Source organism: Ignavibacteria bacterium, assembly GCA_017303675.1.
Classification (GTDB): Bacteria; Bacteroidota; Ignavibacteria; order Tepidaquicellales; family OLB5; genus OLB5.
Genome location: JAFLBX010000001.1, coordinates 1482190 through 1507342, shown reverse-complemented (window position 1 = coordinate 1507342; position 25153 = coordinate 1482190). Strand labels below are relative to the sequence as shown.

The window sequence follows — 25153 nt, the reverse complement described above, 5'->3', positions numbered from 1 at the left end:
ACTATGGATGTTTAATGAGATTAAAGAGCATAACCTACAAATCTGCAGCATTTATTCTGCTCTTTATTGCATTAAATTCCTATTCACAGGTTAACCAACAGCAAAATTTTTCCCTTACCAAAATTAAATTAAAAAATACCGCTGAAAATAAAAAACTTCCTGAGCTTTCAGGAAAAACATCATCTGTCCTTCCTGTTTCTATAGGGGTATTAACCGCGATTTATCTACTGAATCCGCTTGTTGAATATACTGACAGAAAAGTATATGCCGGTTTAACCAAGGAAGTATCGATTGGCTTCGGGAAATTAGGTGAGCACAGAACAGCTGCGGAATACTCGATGATATTCGGTGGAAACATCAGGCATTACCTCAGGTTATCTTACAAATATGATATTCTGCTTGCAGATGGCATTGAGCCGTCTCATATGCTTCAGGGAACAAGTGTTGTATCAGTAGGTGCAGGTTATTTTACAGATTTTAAAGGCAAAGGAATTTTTCCGGAAATAACATATGGTTACTCAATAAGAAATCACAAATTATTATTTTATCCGCATGTAAAGCTCAGGCATACATTTATGCTGACGAAAGATAAACCTTCAATAACTGATTTTTCATTCGGGGTTATACTGGGTATTGCAAACCCGTTCATTGATGTAAACATAAGAAGAAAATATTAATTAAATTTAATTAAATTGTTAAAAAATTTACTTCCCGGGTCACTAAAAGATATATTCACGGAAACATGGGGAATCTTTGATTTTTCAATGAGATTTTTCAGGGAAGTATTTAAACCTCCTTTTAATCTGAATGAAATAATTAAACAATTTTTCCAGATCGGGAACAAATCATTAGGTTTAGTTGGTATTACCGGCTTTATTATCGGATTTGTTCTCGCTCTGCAGGCAATTCCGACATTACAGCCATTTGGTGCCACATCACTTATTCCTTCAATGGTGGGTCTTGGAATAATACTTGAAATTGGACCTGTTATAACAGGTTTGATATGTGCAGGTAAAATAGGATCAAGCATCGGGGCAGAGCTGGGCTCGATGAAAGTAACAGAACAGATAGATGCTATGGAAGTTTCTGCATGCAATCCGTTCAATTTTCTTGTAATTAGCAGGGTAGTTTCAACAACCCTAATGATACCTCTGCTTATCATATATGCAGATGTAATAGCTTTATTGGGTGGCTATCTTGCGTTAAATGTTGTGAGTGATGTATCAATTGGATTATATTTTAGCCAGGTTTTTGATGCTTTAAGTATTGGGGATATTATTGGACCTACAATAAAAACATTTTTCTTCGGCTTTACAATCGGAATTGTTGGCTGCTATAAAGGCTATAATGCGGATAAAGGTACAGAAAGTGTTGGTATAGCGGCAAACTCATCGGTAGTTATCTCGTCATTGATGGTAATTATCTGGGATATGATCGCTGTTCAGATCACAAATATTATTCTATAAAACTGAAATTTGGAAAATACAGAAACTGTAATAGATATTGAACATCTTAAGAAATCATTCGGCAAGAATGTTATTCTGAAAGATATTAACCTGAAAATAAACAAGGGTGAAACAATAGTGACACTTGGTAAATCAGGTACCGGTAAATCTGTTACATTAAAATGTATTGTAGGGCTAATTAAGCCTGATTCAGGGACGGTGAAAGTACTTGGTAAAAATATTCCTGATCTTTCATACGAAGAACTGCAATATATGAGAAAAAAAATAGGATTTGTATTCCAGAGCGGGGCTTTATATGACTCAATGTCGGTAAGGGAGAACCTGCAGTTCCCCCTGATGAGAAATACCGATCTTAATAAAGATGAAATCGATAAAAAAGTCGAAGAGGTTTTAAAAGATGTTGGTCTTAGCCAGGCTATAGATAAAATGCCTTCTGAGCTATCAGGAGGAATGAAAAAGAGAATTGGTGTTGCCAGAACTATAATAATGAACCCTGAAATAATGCTGTGGGATGAACCGACAACAGGTCTTGATCCGGAAACTACCAGGGATATCAGCCATTTGATAGTAAGAATGCAGCGAAAATATAAGGTTTCTTCAATAGTGGTTACACATGATATGATATGCGCCAAAATTGTAGCCAACAGGATAGTTGTACTTAAAGAAGGCACCTATACTGAATCAGGTACATATGATGAGCTTGAAAGATCTGATGATGATTTTGTTCGTTCATTCTTTGAAGAAGTTAAATCTGATGATAACAGCAGCCTGAGCAATTACCCGGGCAGCGAAGATAAAAAAAGTTAAATACAGGATAAAATATTCAGCCTGTCAAAAAAGTTTATAAAGTAAATAATTTATATTATGGAAACAAGCAATGAAAAAAAATTAAAAGTCGGTTTCTTCATCATTGTGGGATTTTTATTATTTGTGGTTGCAATTTTTGTTCTGGGCGGTAAAGATAATCTTTTTACACCGACATTTAATATTAAATCTGAATTTGAATCGGTCGGCGGGCTGAAAACCGGGAGCTCTGTAAGGCTGAACGGAATTGTTGTTGGCAAGGTTGATGGTGTAGATATCGAGGCATCGAACAAAGTGCTTGTTACAATGACAATTCAAAGCAGTGTCCAAAAATTCATTAAAAAAGATTCCAGGGTAACTATCGGTTCAGATGGACTTGTAGGCAATAAGGTTATTGATATAACACCGGGCACTCCCGGTACCCCTGAAGTGCAGGATGGAGAAATGCTGGGTTCTATCAAACCCGTTGAAGTTGCTGATATTATGAACAGCCTGAAAGAATCAAGTGATAACGCTTCTGATATTACCAAAGACCTCTCTGAAATTACAAGCAAAGTAAATCTCGGACAGGGAACACTGGGTCAATTAGTCAATAATGATACTTTATACAGAAGTATTGATACAACATTCAGGTCGTTTGCCAATTATTCCGGACAGTTAAATGTTGTATTTGGTAAAGTAACTAACACGGTTGATAATGTATCGAGCGATCTTGACCTGTTAACCAAACAGATAAACAGGATCACTGTTGATATAAGTGAAATTGTGCGCAAAATGAACTCAAATGAAAGTATAGTTGGAACACTTTTAACTGATACAGCATTTGCAAATAACCTGAAAGCAATGATGCTGAATGCAAATATGACAACCAAAAACCTTGAAAACGGATCATTCAGTTTTGCGCAGAATATGGAAGCGCTAAAACATAACTTTTTATTTAAAGGATATTTTGAAGATATCGGTTACTGGAGCCAGCCCGACTGGGAAAAAAATATGGATAAAAAAGCGCTGGAATTAAGGATAAAGGAACAGGAACTGCTTAAGAAGGAAAAAGAGTTAAGAGATTTAGAGCAAAAAATAAAACTTGAACAAAAGCTTGAAAACGGGAAATAAGGGAATTTTTTACTGTGCTGTTATCTTCAGTTTATTATTAATCAGCGGATGTAAAAAGGATGAAGAAGTTCAGGTACCTGTAAATAATGAGCCGGAGATCAATAATGTAAAATTATTAGAACCGGGCAATAATGCGACAATTGAAATTTTTGAACCGCTGTTAAAATGGGAAAATTACGGGAATGCTTCCGGATACTATGCAGAAATTTCACAGGATGCAAATTTCATTACCCCTGCAATTCTTGATACTGTAATACCCGGTAATTCATTTAATGTACCAACAGGTATACTGCAGACGAATGTTTATTATTACTGGCGTGTAAAAGCTGAGCTGGGCAGCGGTAGCTTTACAGCATATTCAGAAGTGAGAAGATTTCATATTATTCTCTCGCCTCCCCCGCCGCCAAATTTGTTATTGCCTCAAAACGGCTCTGTAGATCAATCATTCATTCCGTTATTTGACTGGGACGATACTCCAACTGCCCAGATTTACAGACTGCAGGTTTCTTCTGCCCCTTCTTTTGGAACAATATTACTTGATTCAGGCAATATTCCTGTATCTCAGCTTCAATGTCCGTATTTTATACTCACAACAGGAGCAAATTATTTCTGGCGTGTGAATGCAACAAATTCCAACGGCGCAAGCACAGGAAACTGGTCTACTGTTTTTAATTTTTCAACTGCACCCGGATTAACCCCGGGTACGATCAGCGGAACTGTAAGATTCGCTGATAATAATTTTATTCAGAACCCGTATTATTACGTCATTGGAGCTTTTACTGTAAATAACTGGCCGCCTGTAACTTTTACACCGGTTTACAGTGATTCTCTTGAAATTCAATTTATAAATAATGAGTTCAGGGCTGAATATACCCTTGATCAGGTTATCAACGGTAATTATCATTTGGCAGTTTTCACCCGCAGCCGGACAACTGCAATCGGAGTTACTTATAAAGCGGTTTTTGGCTGCGATACAGCAAGGGTGTTATTTTCAAACTGCGCTTCCACCGCTCCCGGAACCGTTATTATGCAAAACGGCACAGGAATAAATAATATAAATATACTATCCTGGGCTGATTCAAGTAAAGCAATTTTTTAGTTTTTATGTAGAATAACTGGTCACAATTCATTATTTTTGTAAAAATCAATTTCTGCGATTAAATCTGCACCCTCTGGCAGTATAACAATTAAAAATTTCATTATATGAAGATATCAAAAAGGTTAGTTCCCTGTTTTTATATTTTATTGTTTTTCACTTTAGTTTTCGGATCAAATATAACAGCCCAGGTAAAAAAAATTACCGAAGGCGGCTATACTTATACTATAGTTGAAAATGATCCAACAAAAACCAGGATGTACAAGCTGGATAACGGGCTTACCGTATATATAACCGTTTATAAGAACCAGCCGAGGATTCAGACATACATCCCTGTTAAGACAGGAAGCAAAATGGACCCGGCTGATGCTACAGGCCTTGCTCATTATCTTGAACATATGCTGTTCAAAGGTACTGATAAGTTCGGTTCAAAAGATTATGAAAAAGAAAAGCCGCTGGTTGATGAGATAATTTCTCTGTATGAAAAATATAAAAGCACAAAAGATGAAAAGAAGCGTAAACAGATCTACAGGCAAATTGATAGTGTTTCAGGTTTAGCGGCTAAGTATGCAATAGCAAATGAATATGATAAAATGATGAGTATTATAGGCGCAACCGGCACCAATGCATATACATCAGTTGAGCAAACTGTTTATACCAACGATATTCCTTCAAACTCACTTGAGAAATGGATCAAGATCGAGGCTGAAAGGTTCCGCAATCCTGTAATGAGGCTTTTCCACACTGAGCTTGAAGCAGTTTACGAGGAAAAGAACATAAGCCTTGATGATGATAATGATAAGGTATGGGATGAATTATTCCTGAATCTGTACCCTACCCACCAATACGGAACACAAACCACCATTGGTACAATAGAACATCTTAAAAATCCCTCAATAAAAAAAGTTATAGAGTACTATAATACATATTATGTGCCAAATAATATGGCAATTGTGCTCTCAGGTGACCTGGACCCTGAAAAAACTATTGAGCTGATAGATAAATACTGGGGCTCAAAGCCTTCAAAAGAAGTACCGGAATTCAAGCCTTCAGTTGAAAAACCAATAAAAGGTCCAATTGAAAAAGATGTATTCGGTCAGGAAGCTGAGTATCTCATGATGGCTTACAGGTTTCCGGGAGCGAATACAAAAGAAAATGATCTGGCAACAATGGTTGATATGATACTTGCTAACAGCGCAGCAGGACTTTTGGACCTTAACCTGAACCAAAACCAGAAAGTACTTGCATCAGGTTCATTTGTGGTAACTAATAAAGATTATTCAGCCCACGTTTTATACGGCAATCCAAGGGAAAAGCAGAAACTTGAAGACGTTAAAGAATTATTACTAGAGCAGGTAGAAAAAGTTAAAAAAGGTGAATTCCCGGAATGGCTGCCGCAGGCAATTATAAATGACCTTAAGCTTTCTGATATTAAATCACAGGAATCAAACCGCTCCAGGGCAGGGAATATTGTAGAAGCATTTGTTAAAGATATTCCGTGGGAAGATGAAGTGAACCGGATACAAAGGCTTGAAAAAATAACAAGGCAGGAAATTATAGACTTTGCACAAAAGAACTATAAAGATAATTATGTTGTGGTTTATAAAAGAACCGGTGAAGATAAGAACGTTCAAAAAGTTGAAAAGCCGCAGATAACTCCTGTTGAAGTAAACCGTCAGGATAGATCACAGTTCTTAACAGAGATATCGGAAATGACTACTGAGGAAATTCAGCCTGTTTTTGTGGATTATAATAATGATATGCTTGTTACTTCTGTAAAAAATGATATTCCCCTGCTTTATAAAAAGAACGAAGAAAATGAGCTGTTTAACCTGAGTATTGTTTTTGATATAGGAAGCTATAACAATAAAAAGCTGCCTTTGGCAGCAGGATATTTTGAATACCTTGGCACTTCCAAATACTCACCCTCTCAGCTTAAAGAAGAATTTTATAAGCTGGGATGTTCATACAGCATATCAACCGGTGAAGACCAGACAGTGCTCACTTTAAGCGGACTGAATGAAAACTTTGATAAAGCATTTATACTGCTTGAATCTGTAATTACAGACCTGAAGGCTGAAAATGAAGCTTTAAAAAACCTGGTTTCTGATGTACTTAAAGTACGGGCAGATAACAAGCTTAACAAAGAAACTATATTGTGGGATGCAATGTATTCTTACGGAAGGTACGGAGCAAGATCACCTTATACGGATATATTTACAGAAACAGAGCTTGCATCTCTGAACCCGGATGAGCTTATCAGTATCATTAAGGATCTTCCGAACTATAAACAGAAAATTCTGTATTACGGACCGCTTTCATCAGAAAGTATTTCCACCAAATTAAATTCAGAATACACGCTGACAAACGGTACTCTGAAAGATGCACCTGTTCCTGTAAAATATGAAGAGCTGGCAACAGGAGAAAATACTGTTTACGTGGTAAACTATCCTGATATGGTACAGGCAGAAATATTAATGATGACAAAGAAAGATCTGTATGATAAAGAAAAGATCCCATACATTGCGTTATACAATGAATATTTCGGCGGTGGTATGGCAGGTATAGTGTTCCAGGAGTTAAGGGAATCAAAGGCTCTGGCTTACAGCACATTTTCATCATACTCAATCCCCCAGAAAAAGGACCGTTCGCATTACAACATCGCGTACATCGGAACTCAATCCGATAAGCTGCCTGAGGCAATGGCGGGACTTTTCGGGCTGCTGAATGAAATGCCTGTTTCAGAAATTACTTTCAATTCCGCTAAGGATAATCTGGTACAGAAATTCAACACAGAAAGAATAACAAAGTCCGGAGTTCTTAACTCATACCTTTCTGCGCAAAAGCTTGGGCTTGATCATGATATTAGAAAAGATATCTATGAGAGGGCAAAAACTATTACTATTGAAGATATAAAAAAATTCCAGGCTGAAAATGTTAAAGATTCCAAATACACAATTATGGTACTTGGTGATAAAAACAAATTAGATATCGAAACGTTAAGCAAATACGGAAACGTAAAATATCTTACATTAGAAGAAATTTTCGGATATTAATTATCTGACAAAAATTTTAAAAGCCGGTTTACCGGCTTTTTTTATATACTTGATAATATTAGACTATTTTAGTCTAATTAGACTTGATTAGTCCGATATTATTTATTATGTTTGTTTCATAAAATAATTATAAAAATTAACTGTAATATGGAAAAAAACTTTGTAGCAATTAATTACATCAGCTGTAAGGATCATTATAAACCCAGATTTGAAGAACTTTTTGCAACAAGAGCCGGAGCTATTGACCGTATGCCGGGATTTAAGTATATGGAGGTTTTAAAGCCGCAGGACAGCAGCGATAATTATTTAATAGTAAGTCACTGGGATAGTGAAGAAACGTTCAAAAACTGGACCAAATCACCTGAATTTATTGAAGGACATAAACGCGGATTTGAAGATATAAAAATTGCCAAAGAAAAAGGCGAAGAACCCCCTATGAATTCTAGCTTTAAAACCTATGAAGTAATAGCCAGGTAAAGCGAATAATTATTTAAAGAAATAGGTAATAGAAAACCAGCTCACCAAATCTATTTTTTTTTCATAGAAAAAGTGAAGGTTTGAAAAATTTTTATGAATCGACCGGAAATTTTTACATCTAATTTATTTGATTTCAATAATTTATACAAACTGACCAAAATCTTATTCACTTATGACATAAGTCATATTTTTAGATGACATCTATATTTAATTTTGTATCAAGATTTACAATTAACTAATTTTCAAAATCAATAATAAATTTAAATGAAAAAGACATTATTAAAACATTTGGGATTATTTGTTATTGTGGCTTTTGTGGGTATTATTATTAACAGCTGCGGTGACGATACAACAACAAACAACAACACAACTCCTACTTATGATGCAAATTCTGTTAATGGAACAGTAACATTCGTTGAAACAGGTTTCATAGATTCAGGTTCATATTTAATTTCAGCATATCCGGAATCAGGCTGGCCTCCAATGGCAGGTCCATCTGCTTATGATACTATTAGTGTAGTTGCAGGTCAATCTGCATATAATTATAAACTGGTTGGTTTAACTGACGGAAACTATGTAATTTCAGTTGGTTTCAGAAAAATGTCCGGGGGACAAAGTCCAATAATGGGTATATATGGATGCGATACTTTACATTCTATGTCATGCTTATTTTCACCAACCCTAAAAGCAACTATAACAAACAATGCAGGAGTTGGTAATATTAATTTCTTAAGCTGGGCAGATACGACTAATAAAATCTTTTAATGAAACTCTTTTCACACAAATATGATTTTTCAAACAGCACTTTGCTTAAAATAAGCAAAGTGCTGTGCTTTATTTTAATTTCATTTAACCTTTGTTACGCTGAAGAGTATGCTGCCAAAATTACCGGTAAGGTAATTGACCTGACCAATGACGGTCTTGTAAGCTATACAAAAATAAAGCTTGAATCAAATGACGGTTCCGGGTCATTCAAAGCTGAAACAAGCAGTGACCTTATCGGTAACTTTGAGTTCAAAAGTGTACCTGCGGGAATATATAAGATCTCAACAACCAGGCTTGGATACGAAAAAGAAGAGCTGACAGATATTACCATCAGCGCAAATGAAATTAAAAATATCAATATCTTCCTTACACCTGTAAACATTGAAACAGACAAGATAAATGTAACAGCTACAAAAACAGAGCTTACATTAAAGCAAACACCTTCATCAATTTCAATTGTTTCATCTGATGATATTAAAAACCGCAACCCGCTGACATTTGATGATGTATTAAGCGATGTTCAGGGTGTAACTATCTTTAAGACCAGCGGAATAAACGTACAAAGTTTATCCATAAGAGGCTCAAGTGATGTTGCCGGCGGCGGGATAGGAAACCGCGTTCTTCTGCTGCTTGACGGCAGGCCGTCACTGACCGGTGATTCAAAAGGAGCATTATGGTCATTGATCCCGGTTTCCGTTATTGAGCGCACCGAAGTGGTTAAAGGAGCGTTTTCATCTTTATACGGCTCATCGGCAATAGGCGGTGTTGTAAATGTTATTACCAAAAAGCCGACATATAAATCATTTACAAGTATTAACGCTAATTTCGGATTTTATGAAAAGCTCAATGACAGCCTTAAGTATACGAACGGTTTAAGGTCATTTTCAGGGTTTGACCTGCTTCACAGCAATACATACCGCAAGCTTGCTTACATGGTGAATTTTAATTATAAGCAGAATGACGGCCATGCAATGCAGACCGGTTATAATTTTTACAGCGGTCTTGCCAAAATAATGTATGATGTAATTAATAACCGTGATCTTGAAATTACTCTTCAATATACAAAATCCAAAGGAGACTACCCTCATTACTGGCGCAAAGATCCGGGCGGTTATTCAATGCCGTACAGGGTAGCTGATTATTACATTGGCGATAAAATTGATAAAGAAACACAGAGTATCGATGCTTTTTATACTGCAATTCCCGGAAAGAACACAAAATATACATCCAGGTTCTATTACTACAAGCTTAACAGCGTATCATTTTATAATCCAAAGAATCCGGTCACAATTTTATTCGCTCAGGATCCCTCAAAAGGGTTTAACACTTATATAACCTCATATAATTTCGGGAATATATCACAATTCGACCTGCAGTTTTCAAAGAAAAATTATTTTATTGCAGGAACGGATATTCAGTGGAACGTAGTAAAATCAGATCCGGAAGCTATATTATACGGTAACCAGCAAATGAACAATTTTGCTGTTTTTGCGCAGGATCAGCATAAGATCATAGAAGATCCAGAAGGTAACAGCATACTTTCAACAACAGTAGGCATCAGGCTGGATTATAACAAGTTTGTCGGCATGAATCAGTTCCTCCAGGCAAGCCCCAAGCTTTCATTTTTGTATTCACCGGTTACAAATGGCGAAATTTTCAAAAATGTTTCATTCAGGTTTCTTGTAGGCAGGGCGTTTCGCGCTCCTTCAATAGCGGAGCTGTATTTTAAAAAAGAATTATTCGGCGGATTTGATTTCATTTTTAATCCCGATCTAAAGCCTGAAGAAATGGTATCTATAGAGCTTGGTTTCCGCAAGCAGTATGAAAAACGGTTTACACTGGATATTTCAGCATATATTAATGAATACGATAACCTGATACAGTATGTAAATGTAGGCGGCGGAATTTACGGTCCTTTCCAGGTTCAGAATATAGCAAAAGCGCAGATTAGAGGTCTTGAATTCCTTATAGATTATTCAAGCTCACTTAAATTACTGAAAAAAGACCTCGGGTACTCATTCGGTTTCAATTACAGCTTAATTGATGCCAAAGACCTTTCAGTTAACAGAAAAGATGAATACCTGCCTTATAAGCCTAAACATATTTTGAATTTTCATACAGACCTGAGTTATTTTGATTTTACATTCAATATAACCGGAAAATATGTAAGCGATGTTGAAGAAGACCTGTTTTATAAATATGAAGAGCCTAAAGCATATTTTCTTATGGATATGAAGCTTACCAAAAAGCTCTTCAGCAATGCAACGATATTTTTTGCAGTAAACAATGTGTTAAATGAATCTTACCAGGAGCTTGAAAGAACCCAGGCGCCTAACCGCAATTTTAATTCAGGAATAAGAGTTGAGTTTTGATCTCAATATTCATCCGATGACTTAGAGCCTGACTGCTCCGGCAGTTCATCGGATGAATAATCTTTACCTTATTTAACAAGAACCATTTTATTTGTCAGCTTCAAACCAACAGCATTCAATTCATAAAAATAAATACCGCTTGAAAGCTGCGAAGCATTGAATTCCGTTTCATACTCCCCTGCCTGAAGTACACTGTTTAACAACACTGCAGTTAACTTTCCGGTTATATCATATACTGATAATTTAACCAACAAGCTCCCTGAGCCGGAATTTCCGGATGGAACGGAAAATCTGATCTTAGTTACGGGATTGAACGGGTTTGGATAGTTCTGTTTAAGCTCAAAGCTCTCCGGAATATTATTTGAAACGGGTACTATTCCAACCAGCGGATTATCGCCATAAACTCCGTTATGCCTGCTGTTATACTGCCACATTGGAATAATTACTTTATTTGCAGTAAACGGTGAACCGGTATTCCATAAATAAATGTTAGCGGTTGCTGGAGAAGTAACACATCCTGCACCGGCAATATCAAGTATTCCGTCCCGGTTCACATCGCCAAGCATGGGGGTTGTAAAAAATGTAGCGCCTGATGTATTTACATCCCAGCCTGCAACGGGAGTGCCATCATGATTAAACGCCAGGTACTTCCCTCTCCCGCCTGTTTGTGTATTATCATCACAAATCAGCTCCATACTGTTATCGTTATCAATATCAGCAATAGTTACCTGGCTGTTAATTGCATTAAGCTGTGGTATTGGAAAGCCCGCGAGCGGGTCACCATTTTTATTCCACGCGTACAATTGATCAATGGGTGAACCGCTTAATACCTGATCTCCGACAGCTATATCGATCAGGTTATCTCCGTCAATATATCCAACGGCAGGCGGACCGTAGATCCATTGTGTTGTTGGCTTTGGCCATCCGCTTAATACTGTACCGTTATTTTTTAAAATATATACGTAACCTCCGCCGCCAAGAACGTGAGTTCCGAAGATAATTTCCCTTACATTATCGCCGTCAACATCTGCAAGTACAGGGGATGAATAGGAGTTTACATCACTGTTGGGCATCAGATAAGGAAAGCCTGTCAAAGGATTACCGTCAGGTCCCCATGCGAACAATCCTGAATATGATTCCATCACCACTTCAGGGAAAGCGTCACCGGTTATATCACCAACAGCAGCGCTTGATGCCGGAACATGGTTTAAAGTTTTCGGCCATCCGGGGAATGTAGTTGCATTGCCGCGGTATATCCAAACTTCACCTGAACCTGAAAGCCTTTTATTTACAATTATCTCAAGTCCGCCGGCATTATCCATATTGGCAAGCACAGGGGTCCTGGAGCTGTAACCGTGGTTTATAGGAAAGTTAGGAACAAGTGTCCCGTTCTTTCTGTATGCATAAATGAAACCGCCGGATGTTAACCCGTGATTTGTTACAACTATTTCCTCTATGCCATCGCCGTCAATATCACCGAAAGCAGGCGCTCCTTCAAGTCCATAGGTGGCAACTGTCTGAGGCCATCCGCTTACGCTTGATCCGTCATAATTCCACGCCTGCACAGTAAAACCGATATTAAATACAATTTCAAGATCGTTATCGCTATCCATGTTGCAGAGGATGCCGCCTTCAAATGTTGTACCTGAGAGAGTTTTAGGAAATCCGGAAAATAACGGGAATGAATCCAGGTTATATACTGTATTGTAATTATCGTTTCCGCTTGTTTCAAGAATATTAACATATCCCATCACATCCGGTATCACAGGCTGATTATAAACAGGATTCAAAAACTGGCTGAAACCTGAACCTGTGATACAATAAAATGAGAATATAAAAACCCGTAATAAAACTTTAAAATTTTTCATTTTTTTATTTTTATGAAACAATTTAAATATGGAATTATTATTTTTTTTATATGTTGTTTAATATGTAAACTAATTTAACTTTTTTAGTAATATTTTACACTATAATTATTGATATTCAGGCAATAAACCGCATTTTTACTTTGTTATTAAAAATGTATAAGGCTATATTTACGCTTCCAATGAAAAGAATTTTCTTATATTTTGTTATATTTTTTGCTGTTTTTAGCAATTTATATGCTCAGGATGACCCATCAAACCCAAAGGCTGTAGAGCTGTTTATTGAAGCTAAAACCCTTGAACTGAAGGATAATTACCTTGCTGCAATAAGCAAATACAATGATGCCCTGAAAATTGAAAAAGCAGCAGGAATATACTTTGCGCTTTCGAAGCTCTATTCAAACGTAACGCAGCATCAAAAAGCGCTGGAGTACGGTCTTGAAGCCATCAAGATTAATCCAAATAACATGGATTACAAGGAACACGTTTCTGATACTTATATAATATTAGGAGACTATAACAACGCTCTAAAATACCTTAAGGAAATTTCAGACAAAAATCCGGATGACATTAATATTATTTATAATATGGGCAGAATGTATGAAGCCCTTAAAATGCCTTCTGAAGCCCTGAAATATTATGAGAACATAACAGAAAATTACCAGTACGATGAAACTGTTCTTTTAAGAATGGCAGATATTTATGAATCATTCAAAGATTACGCCAATACAGCAGCTACAGTAGAAAAACTTCTTGTTTTGAATCCGACAGATCTGAACCTGAAATATTCTGCGGCAGCCACGTATGTAAAAATCCCTGATTATGATAATGCGATAAGGATATATGAAGAAATTTTAAGCACAAACCCAAACAACAGGGATGTGCAGACCGAGGTTATAAAGCTTTATTTCAGGCAGCATAAGAACCAGGAAGCATTTGATAAATACAGCAAGCTGCTGAACCGCGACAGTGTTGATTTCATGACAAAGATGGATGTTGCCATTGCATTTTTCCAGGCTTCGGCAGAAGATAAAGAAGCATTAGGTGTTTCGCGGAATATTCTGCAGAACCTTGAATCCGCATATCCCGGTGAGTGGATGCCGAAATATTACCTTATTTATATGGATGCACTTGATAACCCTCAGGATGCGGATGAACGATTTAACAATCTGATCGCAGCAACTGATACATCGGCTGAACTATACGTTCAGGTTGGATTTTACTATTACGAAAAAAATAATTTTAAAAAATCAGCTGAAGTATTCAAAAAAGGCTCTGATAAATTTCCGGATGATTTCAGGTTAAATTACCTGCTTGGCAATTCATTCTACAGATTGGGCGATAACCGTTCTGCGCTTGAGCCGCTTGAAAAAGCGCTTGAGCTGAACCCTTCTGATCTTAATACTTTAAGCAACCTGGGTTTGGTTTACGATGACCTCAGGATGAACGAGGAATGCTCAAGGCTGTATGAACAGGCTTTCAAATATCACCCCGACAATATTTTACTGCTGAACAATTATGCATATCATCTTTCTGAAATTGGTGAAAAGCTTACGGAAGCAAAAGAGATGTCCAAAAAAACTCTTGAAAAAGAGCCCGATAATGCTTCTTACCTTGATACATACGGCTGGATATTATACAAGCTAAAAGATTACAAAAACGCTGTTATATATATTGAAAAAGCTATCAAGCTTGGTAAAAATGAAACCCTATATGACCATTTGGGCGATGTATATGAAGCCATGGGTGAAATTGTAAAAGCATTAAAAGCATGGAATGAAGCATTAAGCCTTAATCCTTCCAATGAAACTATAAAACAAAAAGTAAATAAGTACAAATAATTTTATATTCTATTAATGTTAATTTTATACTAAAATGAGTGATCAGAATGTACACAATGTTATTATAATCGGTTCGGGTCCGGCCGGCTTAACCGCCGCATTATATACAGGACGCGCGAACTTAAAACCCCTCGTATTTGAAGGCATGCAGCCCGGTGGACAGTTAACCATTACAACAGAAGTTGAAAATTATCCCGGATTTGAACACGGAATTATGGGTCCGGAGCTTATGGATGTTATGCGTAAACAGGCTCAGCGTTTTGGAGCTGACTGCCAGTTTAAATATGTTGATAAAGTTGATTTTTCCTCAGCTCCTTTCAAACTATACGTAGAAGGCAAAGAGTATCTTGCAAAATCTGTTATTATAGCTACAGGCGCTTCAGCAAAGCTACTGGGGCTTCCATCGGAATCTGAATACATGGGATTTGGCGTATCAGCATGCGCTACATGCGACGGATTTTTCTTTAAAGATCAACGCATAATAGTTATAGGCGGCGGTGATACGGCTATGGAAGAAGCGAATTACCTGACAAAATTCGGCAAAGAGGTTATGATAGTTCACAGAAGAGAAGAATTCCGCGCTTCCAAGATCATGCTTGAAAGAGCTATGAAAAATCCAAAGATCAAGCTGGTAACCGATACCGTCCTTGAAGAAGTTATAGGTGTTAATGAAGGCGGCAAAAAAAGGGTCACCCATGCAAGGCTTAAAAATGTAAAAACCGGGGAAGTTAAAGACCATGAAGTTGAAGGTATTTTTCTTGGAATAGGACATAAACCAAATACAGATATTTTTAAAGGTCAAATAGAACTGGAAGAAACCGGATATATTAAAACCAGCAAAGTTAATACAAACACCAATATACCGGGTGTATTTGTTTGCGGAGACGCCCAGGATCATGTTTACAGGCAGGCTATAACAGCGGCAGGTTCCGGCTGTATGGCTGCTATAGATGTTGAAAGGTATCTTGAATCAACTGAACATCACGGTTAATTAATTTTTTTATTGATATTTTAGCAGGGATAGAATGAACTTCTATCCCTTTTTTATGCAAGAAAAATTCGCAAATATTGCTTTTAATATACCGGTAAGCTCTCATTTTACTTACAGTATCCCCGAAGAACTTAGAGAAAGCGTTTTGCCGGGAGTTCGCGTTTTAGCGCCATTCGGCAATAAAGATATAACAGGAATTGTACTTTCAGTAAGCGATAAAACAGAACTTACAAAGCTGAAAAATATCAAAAAAGTTCTGGACCCCGTTCCTTTACTGAATGATGAAATGCTGAGCTTCTGCAAGTGGATCTCTGCATATTACATTGCCCCGATCGGTGAAGTGGTATTTGCTGTAGTTCCCAAAGGGGTGAATATTGAAACCAGGATACTTTATTCAGCATCAGAAAACATACCCAATTCAAATTATACACAGCTTCAGAAGAACATAATATCTTTACTTAAAGAAAAGACCCTCTCGATAAAACAAATTGAAAACAAACTGAAATCAGCAAGCGTAAGAAATGCGGTAAATTCACTAACTGCAAGCGGGGCTCTGGTGCAGGAATTTGTTTTATCAACAGAAACAGCTAAACCAAAATTTGAAAAATATGTAAGATTTGACCTTCTTGAAGAATTCAGGGATTATTCAAAGGCATCCCTTGAAATTTTTTTTAAAGAAAACAAATTCCGTTCTACCTGCCAGGTGAAAGTATTAAAATACCTTGTAAAAAATAAGATCTCAGAAGCTAAAGCTTCAGATGTACTTAAATCTACGAGTTCAGCGCCTTCAGTACTTAAATCACTGGAAAAACGTGAATTCGTGACACTAATACAAAAGCAGGTGAACCGTTCCGGCAACCAGGAATTCAGCGATGACAAAAAAATCATAGAGCTTAATTCAGACCAGAAAAATGTGCTTAAGGAAATTAACTCTTCACTTGGAAAATTCAAAACATACCTGCTTTTCGGTGTAACAGGCAGCGGTAAAACACAGGTTTACATCGAAGCAATTCAGAATGTGTTGAATAATGACCGTACAGCCATAGTCCTTGTGCCGGAAATTTCTTTAACGCCTCAGCTTATTCACAGGTTTAAAACATATTTCGGTGATATTATCGGTGTAATACACAGCAAACTTTCTGAAGGCCAAAGATTTGATGTTTACCAGCGGATAAGATCAGGCGAGATAAAAATCGTGATTGGAGCGCGTTCAGCTTTATTTGCTCCGCTGAAGAACCTTGGAATGATAATTGTCGATGAGGAGCATGACCATTCATATAAACAGACTGAAAAGAACCCAAAATATAATGCCCGTGATTCAGCAATAGTAAGGGCTAAGCTGAACAATGCTGTTATTATACTGGGTTCAGCAACACCTTCAATGGAAAGTTTTTACAATTATAAAGCCGGAAAATATTCATTATTAGAGCTTCCCCACCGTGCATTAAAAACAAAGCAGCCAAAGGTTGAAATTGTTAATATGCTTGATGAGCTGAGGAATCCGAGCAAGTATAAAAAATATGAAACACAGGAACAGCGTGTACTTTCTTCAAGGCTGATAGCTTATATTGATTCGGCATTAAAGAAAAAACAATCAGTTATTTTAATGCAAAACCGCAGAGGATACTCTGCTTACCAGCAATGCCTTGATTGCGGCACAGTAAAAATGTGCAGGAACTGTGATATAACAATGATATATCACAAGCATAAAAATAACTTAAGGTGCCATTACTGCGGTTCAACAGAAAACCTGCTTACAAATTGTGAAATTTGCGGCAGCAATAACCTGAAACTTGTTGGTGTTGGAACTGAAAAGATCGAAGAAGAAATACAGAGGCTTTTTCCCGAAGCAAGAAGCATGAGAATGGATGCGGATACTGTTAAAGGAAAAGATGCGCATCGCAGGATCCTGAAAAGCTTTCATGATGGTGAGTTCGATATTCTTATAGGCACGCAGATGATCTCAAAAGGGCTCGACTTTCCGAATGTTTACCTTGTTGGCGTAATATCCGCTGATATCGGGCTTTATATACCTGATTTCAGGGCATCAGAAAAAACTTTTCAGCTTCTGATGCAGGTTTCAGGCAGGTCAGGCAGGATAAGTGATGACGGATTGGTTGTCATTCAGACTATGAACCCCGATAATTATATTTTCCCGCTTGTTGAAGAACATAATTATACTGCTTTTTTTGAAAAGGAAATTAAACACAGGCAGCTTCACAGGTATCCGCCATTTTCAAAGATGATACTTATCGAAGTATCTTCTCCTAACCAGGTAAGTGTGAATAATCACTCCTGGAAAATTTACCACTTTCTTAATAATACACTTACGGGCTGGGGAAGTGAGATATATATTGAGCTTTTAAAACCTGCACCGGCATTGATCTATAAGATCAAAAATACTTTCAGAATGCATATTATACTTAAGGTTATGAAAACGACCGGGGATACCATTTCGCAAAGTGAAACTTTGATAAGGGGTTTGAATGAATTTACAGCTTCATTAAAGCTAAGAACGGGAGAAAGGATAAATATAGATGTTGATCCACTGAGCTTTTACTGAGTTGTTTATCTAACAAATGCGAGATCAATCCACCTGTGTTCAGTATCAACCTTATGAACTTTAACCTTGACCTTATCGCCGATCCTGTATTTTTTTCTTCTGTTCCTTCCAACTATCTGGTAATTCTGCTGGTCTAATATATAATAATCATCGTTCATATCGCGGAGCCTTACCATACCTTCTATCATACTTTCTGTAATTTCCACATAAATACCATATTCAGAAATGCCGGAAACGATACCGTTCAATATCATGCCGACCTGGTTTTCCATATACTGGCACTGTAAAATTTTTATTGCTTCACGTTCTGCCTGAACAGCGTTTATTTCCCTATCGGTTGACTGTTTGCTGATATCCGGCAGAACTTTGCTGTAATGAGCCGATTTTTTTGCATTCATTCCATTTAAAATATCAAATAAAATGCGGTGTACAATAAGATCAGGATATCTTCTGATAGGAGAAGTAAAGTGAGTGTAATGATCAAAACCAAGTCCGTAATGCCCGATATTTTCTTCGGAATAAATTGCCTTTGACATTGCCCTTATTGTAATATCATTTATTAGATACTCTTCCGGCCTGCCTTCAATTTCCATCAGCATTTTCTGGATAGAGCGTTTATTTTCAGGATCAAGCCTGATGCCGAACTGTTTTACGAATTGTGAAAGCTCCACAATGCGCTTTTTATCCGGGGTATCATGTATCCTGTAAATAAACGGAATTTTTCTTTTTTGTCTTTCCACAAACAAGGTTACACATTTATTTGCAACCAGCATAAAATCCTCGATAAGCCTCATAGATTCCAGCCGTTCTTTAGGCTTTATACTTTTTATCAATCCGTTCTCGATCTCAGCCTTAACCTCAGTAGATTCAAAATCAAGACTTCCTTCATCAAGCCTGCGTTTAAAAAGTATCCTGTGAAGCTCATTCATTTCATTAAGCTTATGCAGGAATTTTCCTTCCTGTTTATCCAGAATGTTCTGTACTTCTTCATATGTAAATCTTTTTTTACTGTTGATAACTGATTTACATACATCATATTTAATAATATTGCCCTTTTTATCTATTTCCATAAAGCAGGAAAATACAAGGCGGTCAACCTTTTCCTTTAATGAACAAATATCATTGGAAAGCTTTTCGGGAAGCATAGGAACAACATCGTTCATCAGGTATACACTTGTTCCCCGCAGCAGCGCTTCTTCATCAAGGGCAGAGCCTTCTGTGACATAGTGACTGACATCTGCAATATGCACTCCAAGGTAATAATTTCCGCTGCTCAATATATCCAGCGAGATTGCATCATCAAAATCTTTGGCGTCAACCGGATCAATAGTAAATATAAGTTCATTTCGCAGATCTTTACGTGTCTTAATTTCAGCCTCAGAAATTTCGAACAACCCGTCTTCTTCCAGCTTCTTCAATTCTTCCCTAACATTCTTGGGGAAAGTTTTAGTTAGCCCGTACTTTTTTATAAGCGCTTTAAATTCCGTGGTTACATCACCGGCTTTGCCGAGTATTTTAGTGATCTTGCCTTCGGGTGAAAGGTCCTGGTATTCCCAATTAACAATTTCACAAATGACTTTATCACCGTTCACCGCCCCTTTAAGAGCCGCTTTTGGGATAAATATATCTTTTCTGAATTTTCTGTCATCAGGGATAACGAATGCATAATCTTCTCCTTTGCTGCTGAACTCAAGCTTTCCTACAACAGTATGCTTAACCCGTTCAATAATATTTTCAACTATGGCTTCGCGTTCATTGCTTCCGGCATATTCTATTATAGTAACTTCAACTTTATCGCCAGTAAGCGCTGTCATAAGGTTTTTCTTTCTTATCGGCAGGATTAATGTCCCCCGATCAGTCGAAATTTCAGCGGCATATTCATTTTTTTTATCAAGTGTAATAATCCCTTCATAAAAATCAGTTCTTCCGTTATATTCATAATATTTGCCGTTCTTTTGAAGCTCACCATCTCTTACCAGTTCGGCTAGCAGGGTTCTTACTTCAGCTTTAAGTGATTTATTAACTCTAAGCTTGTTAAACAGCATATTGAATTTTACAGAAAGGGATGGATTTTTTCTGAATAAACCTGAAATTTGCTGTTTCAGCTCTTCTGATTTTTTTCCGGACAATTTATTTTAAATTATGTTAATAACGGATCTTATAGGTTAAACCGGCTCGGTTATCAAACCCCTGATCTGTTATAAAAAGTGAGTTTTTATATGATCGTGAAATCTGGATGAGTAAATTGTTGGATACATTGACTTTAAAAAGCTTATTGAGCGGATATTCAAGGCTTACCTCCAGATTATTGATATTACTAAGAATTTTTCCGCCGAATTTAACAATTGCATCGCCAAAAGCTGAGGTAATTTTAATATCAGTATTACTGATATTCCCGCCATTATAAATAACTTCTGTATTTACAATAAACGGTGCAATATTCCGCAAAGCTTTGAATAACAAAGAAGAAGCAAGGCCTGAACCAAAATTATTTCCCAGGTTAGTCAGTGCAGTAGCACCTAGTCCTGATGTATTTAAAAGTGATCCAAACAGCAGGTACGATATTGCTGTTGCCTGCGCTTCAGAGCCTTCTTTTTTATTTCCGTTTTCATCTTCAAGTGATAAAGTAATTTTAGGCTGATACCGGGTGCCGGAAATATCGAGATTAACGAACATTATTTCCTGGTTATTATCCACAGTCCTGATATTTTTATACTGCGCTTTTATCGAGAGGGATGGATTATTATAATCCCCGTTAAAATCGAGATGGCTGTCTCTTATAGAAAAATTCTTATAGAACCTGTAATAGGAATCACCTACAATGTTCAATCTTCCGAAAAGCTGGAACCTTCGGTCAGGCGTTTTATTATCAAGCCTTAAATTCCCCTGGAATTCTCCATTAAGCTCTTCACGGGTAAGGCTGTTCATATTTACATTTACTGCGATATTCTTTTCCATAAGAATATCAAGATCATAAGTAATGTAATCTGCTACAGTTGGCTCACGTTTTTCAAGAATGTAATTGTATTTTAAAAAAGGATCAAGATTTCCTATATCTTCTTCTGAAACTGTAATGGTGGTATCAAGGAATTTAAATCCGGTTGAATCTGTAAGAATCCTGTAAGTAAAATCATCAGAATATATATCATAAGCAAGGCTTGAAATAGCAGGGAAAAATAATTTTGCGCTTTTAATAACAAGCTGCCCTGATACAAGCAAATTCCTGAGATTGCCTTTTATCCTTATTGGCGGGGTTCCGATCCCGCCGAGCATTTCTCCGTAAAAACCGAACCTGTTCTGTATTGAAGAACCATCGAGGAAATACATATCGCCCTGTGTTGTTAAGTCTATATCATTTACGCTTAAGCCGGCAAAATTTATTTTGCCGAAAACATCAATGTGCCTTGATTGATCCCTGTCATTATAGATTGAGAATTTTTCAACAATCAGGTCTGATTGATCTGTTTTCAGGCTTGTTTCAAACCTGTAATATAACCCATTCCATGTAAAGAATAATCTTCCTTTGGTAATATTTGCATTCCCTGTTAAAACCGGGTCAGCAATGGTTCCTTTTGCTGATATTTCGCCGTCTAAAAATCCCCTGAGATCAGTAAAATTCGGAATAGCTTTCGAGAAAAAGTTTATCTGGAAGTTCGTTGCTTTCAGGTTAAGATCAAGCGGACTGGTTAAAACAGTCATATAAGTTGAACTATCAGGTGTTTTTAACGGATTGTTGAAAGGAACATTACCGGTCAGCCTCAGCCTGCCCTGTCCCTGAGCATTGCTCATTAAAACATCGGTTGAAAGGTTGTTACCTGAATAATCAATAAAAGCATCTACCCTGCCCACTTTATTGTTATCATAGCGAAGAAGGCTTGTATTCAATTCAAGTCCAAGGCTGGGATTATCCATATTTCCCTTAAATGTAAGCAGTAACCTTCTGATATTTCCTTTAAAGGGAGTTTTATATTCATCAATATTACCTTTCTTGTTATAAAGGTTCTTGGGATTATAAATAAGCTCCATTATTGCCGGAATACTGATATTCCCTGCTTCTAAGTACACATTGCTTGAATCTGTAAATGAATAAAACCCACCGGCATTGAGCTTCAGAAAGTCGCCTTGAATGGTGAATTTATCAAAAACTATTCGCTGATCTTTTGAAAATGGATGATAACTGATGCTCATTTGTCCCGAGTTGTTTGCGTCGATTCTGTTATAGCTTGCAAGTAACGTATCTATATATAACGTTACCGAATCAGAAGCCAGGTCTATAGTACCGCCAAGCATAACAGCTATAGTTGAATCCTGTGCACCCGATATTGAATAATGCTGTACCTCGTTTTCAAGCTTATAAACAGTTTTTACACTATCAAAAGTTCTCGAGCTTAATCTCAGAGTATCGGCAGTAAATGTAATTAAAGAATTAAATGAATCAAAATCACCTTTATTATCATTTTGATAAATAGTATAGTCATTGAAGTGTTTAAACTCAGCTTTGGAATTTCTGAGTAAAAACACAGTATCTTTATAAGCGAAATGATTCAGATTAACCGAGGTGGTCCCCTCAAAGCCTTTGGCTGAGTTCCGTATCCTCCCTTTAACACTGCCGTTAAAATACATATCACTCAGAAAGAACATTTTGGAAATTGCATCCGGATCTTTGGTTTTAAGATCATATGTAAAATCCATATCTGATGTAACTATTTTTGCAGTTTGCACCGGAAGTAATGTATCAAGCCTGAATTTCTTTGAAATTTCATTTTGAATCATTACAATATTGCCGGCAATAACATCGCCTATTTCTGCAATTTTAAAATTTCCTTTAGCATTGAAATCTACCAGGTTTGAGCTTAAAGTAATATAATCACTTGATCCTGAAGTGGATATTTTGAGGTCAACGGGTGTAGCAATAAAATCATAATTGCCGTAATAAGAATTAGCAAGATTGATATTATAAGTTCCTTCAATATTTTCAGGCGAAATCCCTTTACCGTTCACGTCAAAAGCAAAAGTAAGGCTGCTTTTATCGGAGTTATTTTTTGTAATTGCAGAAATATCCAGGTTCTTGACCTGTCCTTTAAGTGAATATACAGGGTTATTGAAATCACGGATATTGACCTGACCTTTGACACCGGCATCAAATTTTCCGGAGGCATACTGAACATCCATTTCAACATTATATCCCCTCAAATTTAAAACACCCTGTGATTTATCTATCTTTTGCTCGAGTAATTTAGTATCTCTTAATTCATATTTAAGGGTAGTATTAATGACCCCTAATGCAAACCCGCTTCCTACAGCTTCAACATGCCCGTTAATATCACTTTCCAGCTTGGGGTTTTTGATTACCTTGCCAATATTTCCTTTTGTTACATCAACTGATGTATTATAATTAAAATTAGGGGTTGTAAGGTTAAGATTGAAGAACCCTTTGGCATTGCCTACTGAAGACTGTACATCAAATGTTGATTCAAAATTCAGGGGTTCTCCTTTATAAGATACATTTCCTGTTACAACACCTACGTGAGTATAGTCAGGTATCGGCAGCCCGGGAGTATATCTTTTTGTATCAACGGGGTCTATGCGGAATTCATTGCTTTTAACATCAAACCAAAGGTTTTCGGGATCAATCAGGTTAACCATTCTGCCTGAAAAACCCATATTGGTATTCGGTGTTTCTATTCTGCAGGTTTCAACAATGATATCATCAAATTTTCCCTTTGCTTTCAGCTCAAAAAACAGATTTCCGTTTAGAAAATCCACAGCGGGCAAAAATGCTTTAAGGTCATCAAAATCGAAATTTTTACCCACAAGGCTAAGCCTGAGATCTTTACCCTTAAATGATGGAAGACCTTCTACATTCATAAGATCAAGCTTATCAATGAATACATACTGCATTTGTACCCAGCTTCTGGAAGTTTCAATATTCAGTTTATTAATTTCAGCACGGGATTTTGAGATATAAAAATCACCTGAGAGCCCTTTGAGATCAAACCCGAAATTTGAGCGGAAACTGAGATGATCTATCCAAAGCTGGATCGCATTTTTATCATACTGTGCACGGGTTTCCAGTGTTAAAGAGTTAATCCTTAAATTCTCCGTTGTAAAATTCGGGGCATTAATTACTTTAAGGTCTTTTACAGGCAGGTCTTCGGGTTTTGAACCAAGCATTGTAAAATTCAGGTTTTCAAGCCTGAGTCTTTTCACATTAATTTTCCATTCAAAATCAGAAGTATCTTTTGTTGTATCTTCAGAAGAAAAAAGATAAACAAAATTAAAAAGAGAATCACCGTTATTACCGGGAATTTTTACGAAGTTAACAGTTGGATTATTTATTACAGCTTCTGTAACTTCGACAGTTTTATTCATTAAACCGAAAATATCAAAATTAAGCTTTACCTTATCAAGCTTAATCATTTCATCCTGTTTTACAGTCAGTAAAACATCGGTTATGATTATTTCACTGAAGAAATTTCCATCAAGTCCGCCTATCTTTAATGAAGATTGTTTTTTTGCAAAATCTTCATTGATCATATCAACAAGATAGCCTTTGACAAAATCCCTGAAAAATGAGGTTTGGGTTACAGAAACCAGTAGGGTTAAGAACAACAATAGAATTGCAAAAATCAGGATAAGTGAAGAAAAAAAACGAAATTTTTTCCTGCCCTTAACAGCGCCGTTATTGTTTACGGGCGGTATTTTTTTTTCCTGTTTAGTAACTATATTTTTTTCTTCAGCCAA

15 protein-coding genes are annotated in these 25153 nt (G+C 36.8%); 12 read left to right on the top strand and 3 right to left on the bottom strand.

Going from position 1 to position 25153, the window contains the following annotated elements; translation table 11 throughout:
* The first annotated feature begins 14 nt into the window (after positions 1-14).
* From J0M37_06700 to J0M37_06660, 9 genes are all read left to right on the top strand, one after another.
* Positions 15-677, top strand: a complete 663-nt coding sequence (locus tag J0M37_06700; protein ID MBN8584770.1) for a hypothetical protein — start codon at positions 15-17, stop codon at positions 675-677.
* Positions 678-764: 87 nt separating this feature from the next.
* Entirely contained in the window at positions 765-1466 is a 702-nt protein-coding gene (locus J0M37_06695; protein ID MBN8584769.1) for an ABC transporter permease, read from the top strand.
* Positions 1467-1475: 9 nt separating this feature from the next.
* A complete protein-coding gene (locus tag J0M37_06690) occupies positions 1476-2273 on the top strand; it encodes an ABC transporter ATP-binding protein (GenBank protein ID MBN8584768.1) in 798 nt (265 codons plus the stop codon).
* 57 nt (positions 2274-2330) lie between these two features.
* A complete protein-coding gene (locus tag J0M37_06685; GenBank protein ID MBN8584767.1) occupies positions 2331-3383 on the top strand; it encodes an MCE family protein in 1053 nt (350 codons plus the stop codon).
* On the top strand, positions 3367-4482 hold the full coding sequence (locus tag J0M37_06680) for a hypothetical protein (GenBank protein ID MBN8584766.1): 1116 nt from the start codon (positions 3367-3369) through the stop codon (positions 4480-4482). Before J0M37_06685 ends, J0M37_06680 begins: the two co-directional genes overlap by 17 nt.
* 104 nt (positions 4483-4586) lie before the next feature.
* On the top strand, positions 4587-7535 hold the full coding sequence (locus tag J0M37_06675; protein MBN8584765.1) for an insulinase family protein: 2949 nt from the start codon (positions 4587-4589) through the stop codon (positions 7533-7535).
* Positions 7536-7682: 147 nt separating this feature from the next.
* Positions 7683-8012, top strand: a complete 330-nt coding sequence (locus J0M37_06670; protein ID MBN8584764.1) for an antibiotic biosynthesis monooxygenase — start codon at positions 7683-7685, stop codon at positions 8010-8012.
* A 264-nt stretch (positions 8013-8276) separates the two neighbouring features.
* Positions 8277-8777: a hypothetical protein gene (locus J0M37_06665; protein ID MBN8584763.1), complete on the top strand. Its 501-nt coding sequence runs from the start codon at positions 8277-8279 to the stop codon at positions 8775-8777.
* Positions 8777-11149, top strand: coding sequence for a TonB-dependent receptor (locus J0M37_06660; protein ID MBN8584762.1), 2373 nt, complete (start codon positions 8777-8779; stop codon positions 11147-11149). The genes J0M37_06665 and J0M37_06660 overlap by 1 nt, the downstream gene beginning before the upstream one ends.
* Positions 11150-11217: 68 nt before the next feature.
* Here J0M37_06660 and J0M37_06655 read toward each other — a convergent pair whose 3' ends face one another.
* On the bottom strand, positions 11218-13017 hold the full coding sequence (locus tag J0M37_06655; protein MBN8584761.1) for a T9SS type A sorting domain-containing protein: 1800 nt from the start codon (positions 13015-13017) through the stop codon (positions 11218-11220).
* Between the two features lie 179 nt (positions 13018-13196).
* Between J0M37_06655 and J0M37_06650 the strand changes: the two genes are divergently transcribed.
* The 3 genes from J0M37_06650 to priA are packed head-to-tail and all read left to right on the top strand — an operon-like array spanning position 13197 to position 18409.
* Positions 13197-14855, top strand: coding sequence for a tetratricopeptide repeat protein (locus J0M37_06650; protein MBN8584760.1), 1659 nt, complete (start codon positions 13197-13199; stop codon positions 14853-14855).
* 34 nt (positions 14856-14889) lie between these two features.
* Positions 14890-15846 (top strand): thioredoxin-disulfide reductase, encoded by a 957-nt coding sequence (gene trxB, locus J0M37_06645; GenBank protein MBN8584759.1) that lies wholly within the window; start codon positions 14890-14892, stop codon positions 15844-15846.
* A gap of 55 nt (positions 15847-15901) precedes the next feature.
* Positions 15902-18409, top strand: a complete 2508-nt coding sequence (priA, locus tag J0M37_06640) for a primosomal protein N' (protein ID MBN8584758.1) — start codon at positions 15902-15904, stop codon at positions 18407-18409.
* Positions 18410-18414: 5 nt separating this feature from the next.
* Here the strand turns inward: priA and rnr are convergent, their stop codons facing one another.
* The gene (gene rnr / locus J0M37_06635) at positions 18415-20538 is read right to left on the bottom strand and encodes a ribonuclease R (GenBank protein MBN8584757.1); all 2124 of its coding nucleotides are present in this window, start codon (positions 20536-20538) and stop codon (positions 18415-18417) included.
* A 16-nt stretch (positions 20539-20554) separates the two neighbouring features.
* Complete coding sequence (locus J0M37_06630) at positions 20555-25153, bottom strand: translocation/assembly module TamB domain-containing protein (GenBank protein MBN8584756.1); 4599 nt, start codon at positions 25151-25153, stop codon at positions 20555-20557.

What these genes read in the sequence shown, in the direction of transcription:
- J0M37_06700 (MBN8584770.1), top strand. Translation starts at nt 15, where the DNA reads ATGAGATTAAAGAGCATAACCTACAAATCTGCAGCATTTATTCTGCTC.
- J0M37_06695 (MBN8584769.1), top strand. Translation starts at nt 765, where the DNA reads ATGAGATTTTTCAGGGAAGTATTTAAACCTCCTTTTAATCTGAATGAA.
- J0M37_06685 (MBN8584767.1), top strand. Translation starts at nt 2,331, where the DNA reads ATGGAAACAAGCAATGAAAAAAAATTAAAAGTCGGTTTCTTCATCATT.
- J0M37_06675 (MBN8584765.1), top strand. Translation starts at nt 4,587, where the DNA reads ATGAAGATATCAAAAAGGTTAGTTCCCTGTTTTTATATTTTATTGTTT.
- J0M37_06670 (MBN8584764.1), top strand. Translation starts at nt 7,683, where the DNA reads ATGGAAAAAAACTTTGTAGCAATTAATTACATCAGCTGTAAGGATCAT.
- J0M37_06665 (MBN8584763.1), top strand. Translation starts at nt 8,277, where the DNA reads ATGAAAAAGACATTATTAAAACATTTGGGATTATTTGTTATTGTGGCT.
- J0M37_06660 (MBN8584762.1), top strand. Translation starts at nt 8,777, where the DNA reads ATGAAACTCTTTTCACACAAATATGATTTTTCAAACAGCACTTTGCTT.
- J0M37_06655 (MBN8584761.1), bottom strand. Translation starts at nt 13,017, where the DNA reads ATGAAAAATTTTAAAGTTTTATTACGGGTTTTTATATTCTCATTTTAT.
- J0M37_06650 (MBN8584760.1), top strand. Translation starts at nt 13,197, where the DNA reads ATGAAAAGAATTTTCTTATATTTTGTTATATTTTTTGCTGTTTTTAGC.
- trxB (MBN8584759.1), top strand. Translation starts at nt 14,890, where the DNA reads ATGAGTGATCAGAATGTACACAATGTTATTATAATCGGTTCGGGTCCG.
- priA (MBN8584758.1), top strand. Translation starts at nt 15,902, where the DNA reads ATGCAAGAAAAATTCGCAAATATTGCTTTTAATATACCGGTAAGCTCT.